The 14,466-nt window shown below is 59.0% G+C and carries 15 protein-coding genes and 1 tRNA gene; 12 read left to right on the top strand and 4 right to left on the bottom strand.

What is annotated here, in order from left to right:
• The 3 genes from KI242_RS25435 to KI242_RS25425 all read right to left on the bottom strand — a co-directional run bounded on the left by KI242_RS25435 (position 1) and on the right by KI242_RS25425 (position 2,656).
• The gene (locus KI242_RS25435) at positions 1-921 is read right to left on the bottom strand and encodes a hypothetical protein (protein ID WP_212805641.1); all 921 of its coding nucleotides are present in this window, start codon (positions 919-921) and stop codon (positions 1-3) included.
• Positions 922-1,165: 244 nt separating this feature from the next.
• A complete protein-coding gene (locus KI242_RS25430) occupies positions 1,166-2,407 on the bottom strand; it encodes a tyrosine-type recombinase/integrase (protein WP_212805640.1) in 1,242 nt (413 codons plus the stop codon).
• A 164-nt stretch (positions 2,408-2,571) separates the two neighbouring features.
• Positions 2,572-2,656: transfer RNA gene (locus tag KI242_RS25425), tRNA-Leu, on the bottom strand.
• Between the two features lie 108 nt (positions 2,657-2,764).
• Here KI242_RS25425 and queA point away from each other — a divergent pair.
• From queA to KI242_RS25395, 6 genes are all read left to right on the top strand, one after another.
• Positions 2,765-3,829 (top strand): tRNA preQ1(34) S-adenosylmethionine ribosyltransferase-isomerase QueA, encoded by a 1,065-nt coding sequence (gene queA, locus KI242_RS25420; protein ID WP_011063226.1) that lies wholly within the window; start codon positions 2,765-2,767, stop codon positions 3,827-3,829.
• A gap of 14 nt (positions 3,830-3,843) precedes the next feature.
• Complete coding sequence (gene tgt, locus KI242_RS25415; RefSeq protein WP_162470478.1) at positions 3,844-4,959, top strand: tRNA guanosine(34) transglycosylase Tgt; 1,116 nt, start codon at positions 3,844-3,846, stop codon at positions 4,957-4,959.
• A 47-nt stretch (positions 4,960-5,006) separates the two neighbouring features.
• Entirely contained in the window at positions 5,007-5,345 is a 339-nt protein-coding gene (gene yajC / locus KI242_RS25410; protein ID WP_015636884.1) for a preprotein translocase subunit YajC, read from the top strand.
• 62 nt (positions 5,346-5,407) lie between these two features.
• Positions 5,408-7,276 (top strand): protein translocase subunit SecD, encoded by a 1,869-nt coding sequence (gene secD, locus KI242_RS25405; protein ID WP_011063223.1) that lies wholly within the window; start codon positions 5,408-5,410, stop codon positions 7,274-7,276.
• A gap of 9 nt (positions 7,277-7,285) precedes the next feature.
• Positions 7,286-8,200, top strand: a complete 915-nt coding sequence (secF, locus tag KI242_RS25400; RefSeq protein WP_011063222.1) for a protein translocase subunit SecF — start codon at positions 7,286-7,288, stop codon at positions 8,198-8,200.
• Positions 8,201-8,322: 122 nt separating this feature from the next.
• The gene (locus KI242_RS25395) at positions 8,323-8,877 is read left to right on the top strand and encodes a glycine zipper 2TM domain-containing protein (RefSeq protein ID WP_041752543.1); all 555 of its coding nucleotides are present in this window, start codon (positions 8,323-8,325) and stop codon (positions 8,875-8,877) included.
• Positions 8,878-9,006: 129 nt separating this feature from the next.
• Here KI242_RS25395 and suhB read toward each other — a convergent pair whose 3' ends face one another.
• Positions 9,007-9,822, bottom strand: coding sequence for an inositol-phosphate phosphatase (suhB, locus tag KI242_RS25390; RefSeq protein WP_011063220.1), 816 nt, complete (start codon positions 9,820-9,822; stop codon positions 9,007-9,009).
• Positions 9,823-10,067: 245 nt separating this feature from the next.
• On the opposite strand from suhB, the gene trmJ reads away from it, so the two are divergent.
• The 6 genes from trmJ to iscA all read left to right on the top strand — a co-directional run bounded on the left by trmJ (position 10,068) and on the right by iscA (position 14,461).
• Complete coding sequence (gene trmJ, locus KI242_RS25385; RefSeq protein ID WP_015636882.1) at positions 10,068-10,841, top strand: tRNA (cytosine(32)/uridine(32)-2'-O)-methyltransferase TrmJ; 774 nt, start codon at positions 10,068-10,070, stop codon at positions 10,839-10,841.
• Positions 10,841-11,617, top strand: a complete 777-nt coding sequence (gene cysE / locus KI242_RS25380) for a serine O-acetyltransferase (protein WP_011063218.1) — start codon at positions 10,841-10,843, stop codon at positions 11,615-11,617. The genes trmJ and cysE overlap by 1 nt, the downstream gene beginning before the upstream one ends.
• 240 nt (positions 11,618-11,857) lie before the next feature.
• Positions 11,858-12,349, top strand: a complete 492-nt coding sequence (iscR, locus tag KI242_RS25375; protein ID WP_011063217.1) for a Fe-S cluster assembly transcriptional regulator IscR — start codon at positions 11,858-11,860, stop codon at positions 12,347-12,349.
• A 50-nt stretch (positions 12,350-12,399) separates the two neighbouring features.
• On the top strand, positions 12,400-13,614 hold the full coding sequence (locus tag KI242_RS25370) for an IscS subfamily cysteine desulfurase (protein ID WP_212805639.1): 1,215 nt from the start codon (positions 12,400-12,402) through the stop codon (positions 13,612-13,614).
• A 94-nt stretch (positions 13,615-13,708) separates the two neighbouring features.
• On the top strand, positions 13,709-14,095 hold the full coding sequence (gene iscU, locus KI242_RS25365) for a Fe-S cluster assembly scaffold IscU (protein ID WP_007929523.1): 387 nt from the start codon (positions 13,709-13,711) through the stop codon (positions 14,093-14,095).
• 42 nt (positions 14,096-14,137) lie between these two features.
• Entirely contained in the window at positions 14,138-14,461 is a 324-nt protein-coding gene (iscA, locus tag KI242_RS25360) for an iron-sulfur cluster assembly protein IscA (protein ID WP_007929524.1), read from the top strand.
• Positions 14,462-14,466: the final 5 nt, after the last annotated feature.

Here is a 14,466-nt window from a genome sequence, read left to right as displayed (position 1 = left end):
TTATCTAGGGAGAAATTTACCTTTTCTCAGGTATTTTCTAACGGTCGGGGCTGATGCCTTGCCCAGGTCGACTAGCGCTTTGACTAATTCGGTTTCCGTTATGTTGGGGTTGGAAGAGATTTGGCTTTTTGCCGCTTTGCTTATGTCCTCAAAAAGCTTTTTGGTGTTCTCTTGTTTGATTGTGCCTGGCTTGGCGTTAGCCTTTCCGGCCGCTTTGCCCTTTTCCGACGCTTTTGCGGCAAAAGCCTTTTCCAGCGCTTTTCGCAGAAAACCTGATGCGCTAAAGTCATTGCGCGAAATGTCCGCCCAATCCGCTTGTTGATAAAGTGAAGCAAGCATCAAAATCTTGGAGGCCTCGCCATTGAAATCAGCAAACGCCTCTCGTGCCTCGATTTCGAAGTCGCTCTTTCGCTTTCGTTCTCTCTGAATGAGGAGGAGGTATTGTTTGGGGTCGGTCTGTCTGATCTGCTCCACCAGATCTAGATCCAGATCGTAGAGGGAGCGTTCTAGGTCGAATAGCCAGTTCGCAAGGACTTTTACCGCCTGCACCGCTTGAATAAGCGCATAAGTCGCTACGAGTTGCGTGTCGCTTGCGGGATGATCAATGCCAAGGAAGCGGCGAACGACTCTGGGCAGTGAGGTCGGTTCGGAAAAGTAGAAACGCTCTTCAATAGGGTCGCGAAGTCGAAACATTGTCTTTGTCGCTGATTCAGCACAGTCAGCGTATTGGCCGTCCGCGAGCCAGAACGATGTTGCATTGTGGATGCAGGTAAACGCATCACGGAAGTGCTCGGAGAATTGGCTGTATAGCGCCAACTCACGGACAGCGAGTTCGACCTCGTCAAGATCCCAAAGCAGGCAGCCAACGTCTACTCCGGCAATCTCAAGCTCTAAAGCTTCGGTGCCAAGATTCCTGTTCATTAAGATACCCCTCGCCCCGTACCGTGCGTACTGCCCCAGCGAGGTGTATCTGGCAAAACAGCTGCCAGCAGGGGGCTTGTGGTTCGATGACAGTTACACACGTCAGCAGCGTTACACGCGGAGTTTGTTGAGCTCGGATTCGGTGTAACTTTAAAAAAATCTAATTTTTTCAATGGTTTGGATAGGATCGTTACACGAGTAACACCCGTTACACCGGTTTTAGAGATAGCCTGGATAAGTGATCTCATACCGCCTTTCCAAACTCGGCTTGCACTACATTGCCAGCTGCAAGTCCATCAAGATGATCGGCATACCACTGCATCATCGTTACGCGTTGCTCAAGGTATTGGGCCTTGTTGTATACCCCTGAGATGCCTTCCTCTTTGTGAGCCAGCTGCGCTTCAACATGCTCCTTCGGCCAGCCATGTTCTCGAAGCAACGTGCTTGCGGTGTGCCGAGTACCGTGTCCAACAAGGCGACCCTTGTAGCCGATGGTGGCGAAGACTTTGTTGATTGTGTTTTCACTAATAGTTGGGTTCTTGGCTCCTACGCCGGGGAAAAGCCAGCGACTCCGCCCTGTTAAGCAGTGCAGATCTTTCAAAGCGGTAACAGCTTGATGGGGAAGGGGGCATACAAAATCCCGACGCATCTTCATCTTGGCAGCAGGTGTCGTCCAAATAGCTTTCTCAAGGTCGAACTCTTTCCACTCAGCCAAGCGGACCATGCCAGGGCGCGATGCTGTCCAGACACAAAGCCAAGCGGCGGTGCGGGCTGTCAGTCTGCTTGGTGTGTTTTTGAGTGCGTGGAGGAATTCAGCCAGCTCAGGTTCCAGCAGGTGTGGATGCTGCTGAGTCTTGGGGGCTTGGGCTGCAATGTCACGGAGGCGGCTGCCCGGATCGTTTTCGGTGAGCCCTAAGCCGATGGCTCGGCCGAAGATCTGATTGATCCAGGTGCGACACTTTTCCGCCACGTTGTGTGCGTTTCGCGCTTCGAGGGATGCCTGGAGGTCTGCGCAGTCGGTACGGGTGATTTCGTCGAGGGGCTTATCTCCCAATGCCGGGAGAATGTCCTTATCGAGGTAAGTGCGGATTTTGTTAAGAGTGGAGGGCGCGAGGCCCTTTCCTTCTTTGGCCTTAAGCCAAGCTTCCGCAGCAGCTCGGAAGGTCCTAGTCCTGGCAGCGTCAATGGCAGCTTTGGCAGAGCGTTTCTGTTCGAGAGGATCGGCCCCGCTGCTAACTACCTTGCGTAGTTCGGCAGCTTTGTCCCGCGCCAACGCACCACTCACTTCCGGATAACCCCCTAGCCCCATCCAAGCCCAATTGCCCGCCGGACGTTTGTAGCGGAGCTGCCAGGATTTACCACCATCAGGTTTAACCCTGAAGTAGAGGCCGTTTCCGTCCAGCTCCCGGTATTCCTTTGATTCCGGCTCCAATCCCGCAAGTGTCGTGTCAGCGAGAGGGCGGCGCTTGATGTCTGCGCGTTTCATCCTTGTATCCCAAAGTTCGGTATTTTTCTCAGGATACAAGCAGGGATACAGGGATACAACGGATAAGGGGAGACAGGGATAAACAGACAGGCACAAAAAAACCGGCCAAGTGGCCGGTTTCTCTGGGTCTGAGAGGCTGGTAGATACTCTCAGATACTGCTATGTGGTGCCCCGAGGGAGACTCGAACTCCCACTTCTTGCGAAAACGGATTTTGAATCCGCCGCGTCTACCAATTCCGCCATCAGGGCTCAATGGCGGCGAAGTATAGAGAGGCGCTTACCGTTGGTCAATCGGCTTTCATGGTCAATTTTTGCTTAATCCGCTAAACTTTCCGGCCCTGCTAGACGAACCCCATCATGCGCGTTGCTGACTTTACCTTCGAGCTTCCTGATTCGCTGATCGCCCGCCATCCACTGGCCGAGCGTCGCGGCAGCCGTCTGTTGACCCTGGATGGGCCAACCGGCGCCTTGGCCCACCGTCAATTCACTGATTTGCTTGAGCATTTGCGCCCGGGCGATCTGATGGTGTTCAACAATACCCGGGTGATTCCGGCCCGTCTGTTCGGTCAGAAGGCTTCCGGCGGCAAGCTGGAAATCCTCGTCGAGCGGGTGCTGGACAGCCACCGTGTGCTGGCCCATGTGCGCTCCAGCAAGTCGCCCAAGCCTGGGTCGAAGATCCTCATCGACGGCGGTGGCGAAGCCGAGATGCTGGCGCGCCATGACACGCTCTTCGAGCTGGGCTTTGCCGAAGAAGTGCTGCCGCTGCTGGACCGGGTCGGGCACATGCCGTTGCCTCCTTATATAGACCGTCCGGATGAAGGCGCCGATCGCGAGCGTTACCAGACCGTGTACGCCCAGCGCCTGGGCGCGGTGGCGGCACCGACCGCCGGGCTGCATTTCGACCAGCCGCTGCTGGAGGCCATTGCCGCCAAGGGCGTGGAGACCGCGTTCGTCACCCTGCACGTGGGGGCTGGTACCTTCCAGCCGGTGAGGGTCGAGCGCATCGAAGATCACCATATGCACCATGAGTGGCTGGAAGTCGGCCAGGACGTGGTGGATGCAGTTGCTGCGTGCCGGGCTCGCGGTGGCCGGGTGGTGGCAGTGGGCACCACCAGCGTGCGCTCCCTGGAAAGCGCCGCGCGCGATGGCGTGCTCAAGCCGTTCAGTGGCGACACCGACATCTTTATCTACCCGGGCCGGCCGTTCCATGTGGTCGATGCCCTGGTGACCAACTTCCATCTGCCGGAATCCACGCTGTTGATGCTGGTTTCGGCGTTCGCCGGCTATCCCGAAACCATGGCCGCCTATCGCGCCGCGGTGGAAAATGGATACCGCTTTTTCAGCTACGGTGATGCGATGTTCATCACCCGTAATCCCGCGCCGACCGCTCCCAAGGATCTGGCCCCCGAGGAAACTGTATGAGTCGCACTTGTCGTATGTCCTTCGAGCTCCTGGCCACTGATGGCAAGGCTCGTCGCGGTCGCCTGACCTTCCCCCGCGGCACGGTGGAAACCCCGGCCTTCATGCCGGTGGGCACCTATGGCACGGTCAAGGGCATGCTGCCGCGGGATATCGTCGCTACCGGCGCCGAAATTATCCTCGGCAACACCTTCCACCTGTGGCTGCGCCCGGGCACGGAAGTGATCAAGGCCCACGGTGACCTGCATGATTTCATGCAGTGGAAAGGCCCGATTCTGACCGACTCCGGTGGCTTCCAGGTGTTCAGCCTGGGTGCCATGCGCAAGATCAAGGAAGAGGGCGTGACCTTCGCCTCGCCGGTGGACGGCGCCAAGGTGTTCATGGGCCCGGAAGAGTCGATGCAAGTGCAGCGCGACCTGGGTTCGGACATCGTGATGATCTTCGACGAATGCACGCCGTACCCGGCTGATGAAGACGTGGCGCGGATCTCCATGGAGCTGTCCCTGCGCTGGGCCCAGCGCTCGAAGAATGCCCACGGCGACAACACCGCGGCGCTGTTCGGTATCGTCCAGGGCGGCATGCACCAGGACCTGCGCATGCGCTCCCTGGAAGGCCTGGACAAGATCGGCTTCGACGGCCTGGCCATTGGCGGCCTGTCGGTGGGCGAGCCCAAGCATGAAATGATCAAGGTCCTGGACTACCTGCCAGGCCAGATGCCAGCCGACAAACCTCGTTACCTTATGGGAGTTGGCAAGCCGGAAGATCTGGTTGAGGGTGTGCGCCGCGGTGTGGACATGTTCGATTGCGTGATGCCAACCCGCAATGCCCGCAATGGGCATCTGTTCATCGATACAGGCGTGCTGAAGATCCGTAACGCGTTCCATCGCCATGATGATTCGCCGCTGGACCCAACTTGTGATTGCTACACCTGCCAGAACTTCTCCCGTGCTTATCTGCACCACTTGGACAAGTGTGGGGAAATGCTCGGGAGTATGCTCAATACCATCCATAATTTGCGCCATTACCAGCGTCTTATGGCTGGTTTGCGCGAGGCTATTCAACAAGGTACATTGGCCGCCTTTGTCGATTCCTTCTATGCCAAACGCGGGTTACCCGTGCCGCCTTTAGAGTAAGTTCTAAAGACGTTAAGACACTAATTCTGAAATTATCGGAGTGTTAAATGAGCTTTTTGATCCCTGCCGCGTATGCGGACGCCGCTGCACCTGCCGCTGCCGGTCCTGCCGGCACTGGTTTCGAGTGGATTTTCCTGATCGGCTTCCTGGCCATCTTCTATCTGATGATCTGGCGCCCACAGGCCAAGCGCGCCAAAGAGCAGAAGAACCTGCTGGGTAGCCTGCAGAAAGGCGACGAAGTTGTGACCACCGGCGGTATTGCCGGCAAGATCAACAAAGTGACCGACGACTTCGTGGTTCTGGAAGTGTCGGACTCCGTTGAACTGAAGTTCCAGAAGGGCGCGATCGCTGCCACGCTGCCAAAAGGCACGCTGAAAGCGATCTAAGTTTCATCTTTTACCAATCGACGGGGCGCGCAAGGCGCCCCGCGTCATAAACGGGCGGCGTGATGCTGAACAAATATCCTCTGTGGAAGTACCTACTGATCCTGGCGGTGCTGGCGATCGGTTTTATTTATTCCGCTCCCAATCTATACCCTGATGATCCGGCCATTCAGGTCAGCGGCGCGAGTACCGCGTTGCAGGTTACTCAGGCGGATCTGGATCGTGCGAGCAAAGCGCTCACCGACGCCGGCATCAACGTCAAGGCTTCTTCCATTGCCGCCAACGGCAAGGGTGGCCTGCTGCGCTTGACCAACAAGGAAGACCAGCTTCCGGCCAAGGATGTAGTGCGCAAGGCGCTGGGCGATGACTATGTGGTGGCGTTGAACCTGGCGCAAACCACTCCGCAATGGCTGCGCAACCTCGGTGCGCACCCGATGAAACTGGGTCTGGACTTGTCCGGTGGTGTGCACTTCCTGCTGGAAGTGGACATGGACAAAGCCCTCGACGCCCGCCTGAAAGTCTATGAAGGCGACGTCAAGAGCCTGCTGCGCAAAGAGCGCCTGCGCTATCGCAGCCTGCCGCAGCTCAATGGCGCCATCCAGCTGGGCTTCAGCGATGAAGACAGCCGTGAGCAGGCCCGTTCGCTGATCCGCAAGAACTTCAATGATTTCGATATCGTACCGGCCGACCTCAATGGCCAACCGGTGCTGCGTCTGGCGATGACCCCAGCCAAGCTGGCGGAAATCCGCGAATACTCCATCAAGCAGAACTTGACCACCGTGCGTAACCGGGTCAACGAGCTGGGTGTGGCCGAGCCTCTGGTTCAGCGCCAGGGTGCCAACCGTATCGTGGTTGAGCTGCCGGGCGTGCAGGACACCGCTGAAGCCAAGCGGATCCTGGGCAAGACCGCCAACCTGGAGTTCCGTCTGGCCGCCGAGCCGGGTGCTTCCAAGGCGACTTCCGAGTCCTTCGAATTCCGTGAGGGCAATCGTCCTCCAGCGCAGATCGAGCGTGGCCTGATCATCACCGGTGACCAGGTGACCGATGCCCAGGCCGGTTACGACGAGCATGGCCGCCCACAGGTGAACATCAAGCTTGATGGCCACGGTGGCGAGCTGATGAACCGTTCGACCCGCAGCAACGTCGGCCGCAGCATGGCGGTGATCTTCATCGAGCAGAAGCCGATCACCACCTATACCAAGCAGGTGGTCGACGGCGTCGAGAAGGACGTGCCGGTCCAGGCGTTCAAGGAAGAGAAGAAGATCATCAGCCTGGCGACCATTCAGTCGCCGCTGGGCAGTCAGTTCCGTATCACTGGCCTCAATGGCCAGGGCGAGTCCTCCGAACTGGCGCTGCTGTTGCGTGCCGGTGGTCTGGCGGCGCCGATGTACTTCGCTGAAGAGCGCACAATCGGTCCGAGCCTGGGTGCTGACAACATCACCAAGGGTATCGATGCGTCGCTGTGGGGCATGCTGTTCGTGTCGCTGTTCATAATCGCCATCTACCGCTTCTTCGGGGTGATCGCCACTGTGGCGCTGGCCTTGAACATGGTGTTGCTGCTGGCCCTGATGTCCCTGCTGGGGGCTACGCTGACCCTGCCGGGTATCGCCGGTATCGTGCTGACCATGGGCATGGCGGTGGACGCCAACGTGCTGATCTTCTCGCGGATACGTGAAGAGATCGCCGCCGGCATGACCGTGCAGCGAGCAATCAACGAAGGCTTCGGCCGGGCATTCACCGCGATTCTGGACTCCAACCTGACCACATTGCTGGTGGGTGGCATCCTCTTTGCCATGGGCACCGGCCCGGTCAAGGGCTTTGCGGTGACCATGTCCCTCGGGATCTTTACCTCGATGTTCACGGCCATCTGGCTGACCCGCGCGATGGTCAACCTGATCTTCGGCGGTCGTGACTTCAAGAAGTTGTGGATTTAAGGGGCTGCCATGTTACGTACTATTAACTTCATGGGCGTGCGCAACGTTGCGTTCGGCGTCACTGTGCTGCTCACCATCCTGGCGTTGTTCAGCTGGTTCCACAAAGGCTTGAACTACGGTCTGGACTTCACCGGCGGCACGCTCATCGAGCTGACCTACGAGCGTCCGGCGGATGTGATGAAGGTGCGTTCGCAGCTGAACGACGCCGGTTATCACGAAGCCATCGTGCAGAGCTTCGGTGCGACCACCGACCTGCTGGTGCGGATGCCGGGCGAAGACCCGCAACTGGGCCACCAGGTGGCTGAAGCGCTACAGAAGGTTGGCGGTGACAACCCGGCGCAGGTCAAGCGCGTCGAGTTCGTCGGCCCGCAGGTGGGTGAAGAGCTGCGCGACCAGGGTGGCCTCGGCATGCTCATGGCGCTGGGCGGCATCCTCATCTATCTGGCGTTCCGCTTCCAGTGGAAGTTCGCGGTCGGTGCCATCGTCTCGCTGATCCACGACGTGATCGTGACCGTGGGCATCCTCTCGTTTTTCCAGATCACCTTCGACCTGACGGTGCTGGCGGCGGTGCTGGCGATCATCGGTTACTCGCTCAACGACACCATCGTGGTGTTCGACCGGGTGCGTGAGAACTTCCGTGTGCTGCGCAAGGCCAGCCTGATCGAGAACATCAACATCTCGACCACCCAGACCCTGCTGCGCACCATGGCCACTTCGATCTCCACCCTGCTGGCGATCGTGGCCCTGCTGTTCTTCGGTGGCGACAACCTGTGGGGCTTCTCCATCGCCCTGTTCGTCGGTGTATTGGCGGGTACCTACTCGTCGATCTACATCGCCAACGTGGTGCTGATCTGGCTGAACCTGAACAGTGAAGACCTGATTCCTCCGGCCAATACCGAGAAGGAAGTGGACGACCGTCCTTGATGGCCTGACCTGTTCCGGCTGTCAGTTAAAAAGGCGCGAGTGTTGAACTCGCGCCTTTTTTTTTGCTCCAAGGCTGGGAGAAGCGCGGGCTTTTGACCCGCATGTATGGTCAGGAGGTTCACGTGAACAAGTCGTTGCTGGTTGGTGCGGTATTGGGTGCTGTCGGTGTCACCGCCGGGGGTGCTGTTGCCACCTACAGCCTGGTTAAAAGCGGCCCTGAGTATGCGCAAGTGCTGGCCGTTCAGCCGGTCAAGCAACAGATCAAGACCCCGCGGGAGGTCTGCAAGGACGTCGCCGTGACCCGGCAGCGTCCGGTCAAGGATGAGCATCAGATCCTGGGCACCGTGGCTGGCGCAGTGGGCGGTGGCCTGTTGGGTAGCATGATCGGTAATGGCAATGGCAAGAAACTCGCCACGGTTGCCGGTGCTGTTGGTGGGGGCTATGCGGGGAACAAGGTGCAGGAAGGCATGCAGGAGCGTGATACCTACACCACTACGCAGACTCGCTGTAACACGGTCAATGACATCAGTGACAAGATCGTTGGTTATGACGTGAAGTACGACCTGGGTGGCAAGCAGGGCCAGGTGCGTATGGATCGGGATCCGGGCAACCAGATTCCGGTGGATAAAGAAGGGCACCTGATTCTCGGTCAGAACCAGAATCAGCCCGGCCAGTAACCCTCAATTGCAGGAGCCTGTTTGCCGGCGAAGGCGATTTCAAGGTCCCATTCGCCGGCAAGCTGGCTTCTACGGCAATTGCGGGCATAAAAAAAGCACCCCTCGGGGTGCTTTTTTTGTCGCTGGTGCTTAGCGCTTCAGCGAAGCCGGCAGGTGCGGCTGGATGGCGGTCAGAACTGCCTTGAAGCATTTGGTGTTGCCGGCCACGACGTGGCCTTTTTCCAGGAAGTCGTGACCGCCGGTGAAGTCGCTCACCAGGCCGCCGGCCTCCTGGATCAACAGGGCGCCTGCTGCCATGTCCCATTCGGACAGGCCCGATTCCCAGAAGGCGTCAAAGCGACCGGCGGCGACGTAGGCCAGGTCCAGGCTTGCTGCGCCAGCGCGACGGATGCCTGCAGTCTGGCCAACCAGGGCGCGGAACATGCCCAGGTAGTTGTCCAGGTTGTCCATCTGGTCGTCACGGAAGGGGAAGCCGGTGCCCAGCAGGGCGCCGTCCAGGCTGGTGCGGCCGCTGACCCGCAGGCGACGACCGTTCAGCTGGGCACCGCGGCCACGGCTGGCGGTGAATTCTTCCTGGCGAACCGGGTCCAGAACCACGGCGTGTTCCAGGCGGCCACGGTATTTGCAGGCGATGCTCACGGCAAAGTGCGGGATGCCGCGCAGGAAGTTGGTGGTGCCGTCCAGTGGGTCGATGATCCACAGGTAGTCTTCGCCTTCGCCGCTGCCGGCGTGCAGGCCGGTTTCTTCGCCGAGGATGGCGTGGGTCGGGTAGGCTTTGCGCAGCGCGTCGATGATCTTCTGCTCGGCAGCGCGATCAACTTCGGATACGTAGTCTTTGGCGTCTTTTTCGTCGACCTTGATGGTATCCAGGCGCTCGATGGAGCGGAAAATCAATTCACTGGCGCTGCGGGCGGCGCGCAGCGCGATATTCAGCATTGGCTGCATGGATAGGTCACCTAAGGTTGTTAAAGAAAGCCGAGCATTCTAGCAGAAAACTTTTGCAGATGAAGGTCGGCGTTCGCTTTGATTGCATTGATCCGCTGTGTGGCGCATTTCGTCAGCGGGTATTGGCCGCTCCTGTCGCGGGCTCTCAATAAGGCAGCGGAATTGGCAGATGGTTATTTTTGAGGCGGTGGTGCAGCCTGTTCTGTAATATTTGCTCCCCCTTCCCGTGTCCGAGAGCGCCTCCCTTGCTGCAGAACATTCGTGTCGTCCTGGTCAATACCAGTCATCCGGGCAATATCGGCGGGGCTGCGCGTGCCATGAAGAACATGGGCTTGTCGCGGCTGGTGCTGGTGGAGCCGCGGGTATTTCCGTCTCATGAGGCGGATGCGCGGGCTTCTGGTGCCACCGATATTCTCGAAAATGCCCAGGTGGTGGCGACGCTGGAGGATGCTCTGGCGGGTTGCACCCTGGTGTTCGGCACCAGTGCTCGTGATCGGCGCATTCCCTGGCCGCTGCTGGATCCCCGCGAGTCGGGCCTCAAGGTCGTGGAGGAGGCCGGGCAGGGGGCGCAGATCGCTCTGGTGTTCGGTCGTGAAGATTCCGGCCTGACCAATGACGAACTGCAGCGATGTCATTTCCATGTGCATATCCCGTCGGATCCGGAGTTTAGCTCGTTGAACCTGGCCACGGCGGTGCAAGTGCTGACCTATGAAGTGCGCATGTCCTGGTTGGCAGCCCAGGGGCGGCCGAGCAAGGTGGAGAAGGATGAGGTGGCGTCGCCGCGCAGTGATGAGCTGGCAACCATGGATGAGCTGGAGCGGTTCTACGAGCACCTGCAGCAAACCCTGGTGGCCATCGACTTCCTCGATCCGGAGAAACCTCGACACTTGATGGCGCGCTTGCGTCGGTTGTACGGTCGCAGCTCGGTCAGTCGGGCGGAAGTGAATATATTGCGAGGTATCCTCACGGAAACCCAGAAAGCGGCTCGTGGGGAGCTACAGAAGCGGAAGGATCAGTGATGTTCGAACGTCTGCGTGAAGATATCCAAAGTGTTTTCCATCGTGACCCGGCTGCGCGCAACGCCTTTGAGGTGCTGACCTGCTACCCGGGGATGCATGCGATCTGGATCCATCGCCTGTCCGGCGCCTTGTGGGGGATGGGCTGGAAGTGGCTGGCGCGGCTGGTCTCGAACTTCGGGCGCTGGCTGACCGGGATCGAGATTCATCCGGGGGCCAAGGTCGGTCGTCGCTTCTTTATTGACCATGGAATGGGCATCGTCATTGGCGAAACCGCCGAGATCGGTGATGACGTCACGCTTTACCAGGGGGTGACCCTGGGTGGCACCAGTTGGAATAAAGGCAAGCGCCACCCGACCCTGGAAGATGGTGTGGTGGTGGGGGCTGGCGCCAAGGTGCTGGGGCCGTTCACGGTCGGGGCCGGGGCCAAGGTCGGTTCCAATGCCGTGGTGACCAAGGCGGTGCCGGCCGGTGCGACCGTAGTGGGGATTCCGGGGCGGATCATCATGAAATCCAATGATGAGCAGGAAGCCAAGCGCAAGGCCATGGCGGAAAAGCTCGGCTTCGATGCCTATGGCGTCAGCGAAGACATGCCTGACCCCGTGGCGCGGGCCATTGGTCAGTTGCTTGATCACCTGCAAGCGGTCGATGGTCGTCTGGAGGGGATGTGTGGCGCGCTGAAGGATCTGGGCAGTGACTACTGCGCCAAGGACTTGCCTGCCCTGCGTGAAGAAGACTTTGCTGAAGTCAAGGGCAAGGGCGACAGCCAGGTCGGCTGATGCCCCGCAAACCGGCTTCTCCTGCAGGAGCCGGTTTGCCGGCGAAAAAGCCCCTGAGATGCCATAAGCGACCCGCGGGTCAGTTGTTGCCATCGCGCTGTGCCATTACGTCGCAGACTTTGCTATGATTCGCGCGCTCTTTTGCGGGTAAATCCGACTAAAGTAGTTGGTCTTATAGTTGACCTGATTACTCGGGTATTGCATACTCGCCTCCATTCCGAAACTCCGTGGTACTTGTCCATGCGACTGACTACTAAAGGCCGATACGCCGTGACCGCCATGCTCGATCTGGCGTTGCACGCGCAACATGGCCCGGTCTCCCTGGCCGATATCTCCGAGCGCCAAGGCATTTCCCTGTCCTATCTCGAACAGCTTTTCGCCAAATTGCGCCGTAGCAATCTGGTGTCCAGCGTCCGGGGTCCTGGTGGCGGCTATCAGCTGTCCCGCGACATGCAGGGGATCCAGGTGGCCCAGGTGATCGATGCGGTGAACGAATCGGTCGATGCAACCAAATGCCAGGGGCTGGGTGATTGCCATGCCGGCGACACCTGCCTGACGCACCACCTGTGGTGCGATCTGAGCCTGCAGATCCACGAATTTCTAAGCGGTATCAGCTTGGCTGACCTTGTCACTCGCCGTGAGGTGCAAGAAGTAGCCCAGCGTCAGGACCAGCGCCGTTGTAATGGCAAGGCGCCGCGCCTGGACAAGATTGAAGCGTCCGCCGTCGAATGACAGCCAAAGAGCTAGCGGCACGCCAGCCAGCCTGATTTAGGAGAGAGTCCATGAAATTGCCGATTTACCTTGATTACTCAGCGACCACCCCGGTTGATCCGCGCGTCGCGCAGAAAATGAGTGAATGCCTGCTGGTCGACGGGAACTTCGGTAACCCGGCGTCCCGCTCCCACGTGTTTGGCTGGAAAGCCGAAGAATCGGTGGAAAACGCCCGTCGCCAAGTGGCCGACCTGGTTAACGCCGACCCGCGTGAAATCGTCTGGACTTCCGGTGCTACCGAATCCGACAACCTGGCAATCAAGGGTGTCGCGCATTTCTACCACACCAAGGGCAAGCACCTGATCACCTCGAAGATCGAGCACAAGGCTGTCCTGGACACCATGCGCCAACTCGAGCGTGAAGGCTTCGAAGTGACCTACATCGAGCCGGGCGAAGACGGCCTCATCACTCCGGCCATGGTCGAAGCAGCCCTGCGTGACGACACCATCCTGGTTTCGATCATGCATGTGAACAACGAGATCGGCACCATCAACGACATCGCTGCCATCGGCGAGCTGACCCGCTCCAGGGGCGTGTTGTTCCACGTCGACGGCGCTCAGTCCACCGGCAAGGTCGACATCGACCTGCAGGCCCTGAAGGTCGACCTGATGTCCTTCTCCGCCCACAAGACCTACGGCCCGAAAGGGATCGGCGCGCTGTACGTCAGCCGCAAGCCGCGGGTGCGCCTGGAAGCAACCATGCACGGCGGTGGTCACGAACGCGGCATGCGTTCCGGCACCCTGGCTACTCACCAGATCGTCGGCATGGGCGAAGCCTTCCGCGTGGCCAAGGAAGACATGGCCGCCGAGAACCTGCGCATCAAGGCCCTGAGCGACCGCTTCTACAAGCAGGTCGAGCACCTGGAAGAGCTGTACATCAACGGCAGCATGACTGCCCGCGTACCGCACAACCTGAACCTGAGCTTCAACTACGTTGAAGGCGAGTCGCTGATCATGGCCCTCAAGGACCTGGCAGTGTCTTCCGGTTCGGCCTGTACTTCGGCCTCCCTGGAGCCTTCCTACGTGCTGCGTGCCCTGGGTCGCAACGACGAGCTGGCTCACAGCTCGATCCGCTTCACCTTCGGCCGCTTCACCACTGAAGAAGAAATCGATTACGCGGCGCAGAAAGTCTGCGAAGCCGTTACCAAGCTGCGCGCTCTGTCGCCGCTGTGGGACATGTACAAAGATGGCGTCGATATCTCGAAGATCGAGTGGGCGGCGCACTGAATATAAGTCGCCGCACAGGGTTCTGTAGAGCGTACCGATAACGGCGATTTGCAGAACCCAAGAGCGACTCTCTGATGAGTGAGGATTAAGAATCATGGCTTACAGCGAAAAGGTCATCGACCACTACGAGAACCCGCGCAACGTCGGCAAGATGAACGCGGAAGATCCGGATGTCGGCACCGGCATGGTCGGCGCTCCTGCCTGCGGCGACGTGATGCGCCTGCAGATCAAGGTCAATGAGCAGGGCATCATCGAAGACGCCAAGTTCAAGACCTATGGCTGCGGTTCCGCCATTGCTTCCAGCTCCCTGGCCACTGAGTGGATGAAGGGCAAGACCCTGGATGAAGCCGAAACCATCAAGAACACCCAGCTGGCTGAAGAGCTGGCCCTGCCTCCCGTGAAGATTCACTGCTCGGTACTCGCCGAAGACGCCATCAAGGCCGCCGTACGCGACTACAAGCAGAAGAAAGGCCTGATCTGACCGATCGGCTTTCACAGATTTGGCGACAAGTAAGGAGTCACGATGGCTATCAGCATGACAGAAGCGGCTGCTCAACACGTGCGACGCTCCCTCAACGGGCGCGGCAAGGGTGATGGGATTCGTCTGGGTGTTCGCACCACGGGCTGTTCCGGCCTTGCCTACGTGCTGGAGTTCGTCGACGAGATTGGCGAGGACGATCAGGTATTCGAGAGTCACGGCGAGAAAGTGATCATCGATCCGAAAAGCCTGACCTATCTGGACGGCACCGAACTTGATTTCGTCAAGGAAGGGTTGAACGAAGGCTTCAAGTTCAACAACCCCAACGTGCGCGGTGAGTGTGGCTGCGGCGAAAGCTTCAACATCTGAGGCTT

The organism is Pseudomonas sp. Eqa60, from assembly GCF_018326405.1.
Classification (GTDB): Bacteria; Pseudomonadota; Gammaproteobacteria; order Pseudomonadales; family Pseudomonadaceae; genus Aquipseudomonas; species Aquipseudomonas protegens.
The sequence above is the reverse complement of the archived record's forward strand: the minus strand, read 5'-3'. Positions and strand labels throughout refer to the sequence as shown.

What these genes read in the sequence shown, in the direction of transcription:
- KI242_RS25435 (WP_212805641.1), bottom strand. Translation starts at nt 921, where the DNA reads ATGAACAGGAATCTTGGCACCGAAGCTTTAGAGCTTGAGATTGCCGGA.
- KI242_RS25430 (WP_212805640.1), bottom strand. Translation starts at nt 2,407, where the DNA reads ATGAAACGCGCAGACATCAAGCGCCGCCCTCTCGCTGACACGACACTT.
- queA (WP_011063226.1), top strand. Translation starts at nt 2,765, where the DNA reads ATGCGCGTTGCTGACTTTACCTTCGAGCTTCCTGATTCGCTGATCGCC.
- tgt (WP_162470478.1), top strand. Translation starts at nt 3,844, where the DNA reads ATGTCCTTCGAGCTCCTGGCCACTGATGGCAAGGCTCGTCGCGGTCGC.
- yajC (WP_015636884.1), top strand. Translation starts at nt 5,007, where the DNA reads ATGAGCTTTTTGATCCCTGCCGCGTATGCGGACGCCGCTGCACCTGCC.
- secD (WP_011063223.1), top strand. Translation starts at nt 5,408, where the DNA reads ATGCTGAACAAATATCCTCTGTGGAAGTACCTACTGATCCTGGCGGTG.
- secF (WP_011063222.1), top strand. Translation starts at nt 7,286, where the DNA reads ATGTTACGTACTATTAACTTCATGGGCGTGCGCAACGTTGCGTTCGGC.
- suhB (WP_011063220.1), bottom strand. Translation starts at nt 9,822, where the DNA reads ATGCAGCCAATGCTGAATATCGCGCTGCGCGCCGCCCGCAGCGCCAGT.
- cysE (WP_011063218.1), top strand. Translation starts at nt 10,841, where the DNA reads ATGTTCGAACGTCTGCGTGAAGATATCCAAAGTGTTTTCCATCGTGAC.
- iscR (WP_011063217.1), top strand. Translation starts at nt 11,858, where the DNA reads ATGCGACTGACTACTAAAGGCCGATACGCCGTGACCGCCATGCTCGAT.
- KI242_RS25370 (WP_212805639.1), top strand. Translation starts at nt 12,400, where the DNA reads ATGAAATTGCCGATTTACCTTGATTACTCAGCGACCACCCCGGTTGAT.
- iscU (WP_007929523.1), top strand. Translation starts at nt 13,709, where the DNA reads ATGGCTTACAGCGAAAAGGTCATCGACCACTACGAGAACCCGCGCAAC.
- iscA (WP_007929524.1), top strand. Translation starts at nt 14,138, where the DNA reads ATGGCTATCAGCATGACAGAAGCGGCTGCTCAACACGTGCGACGCTCC.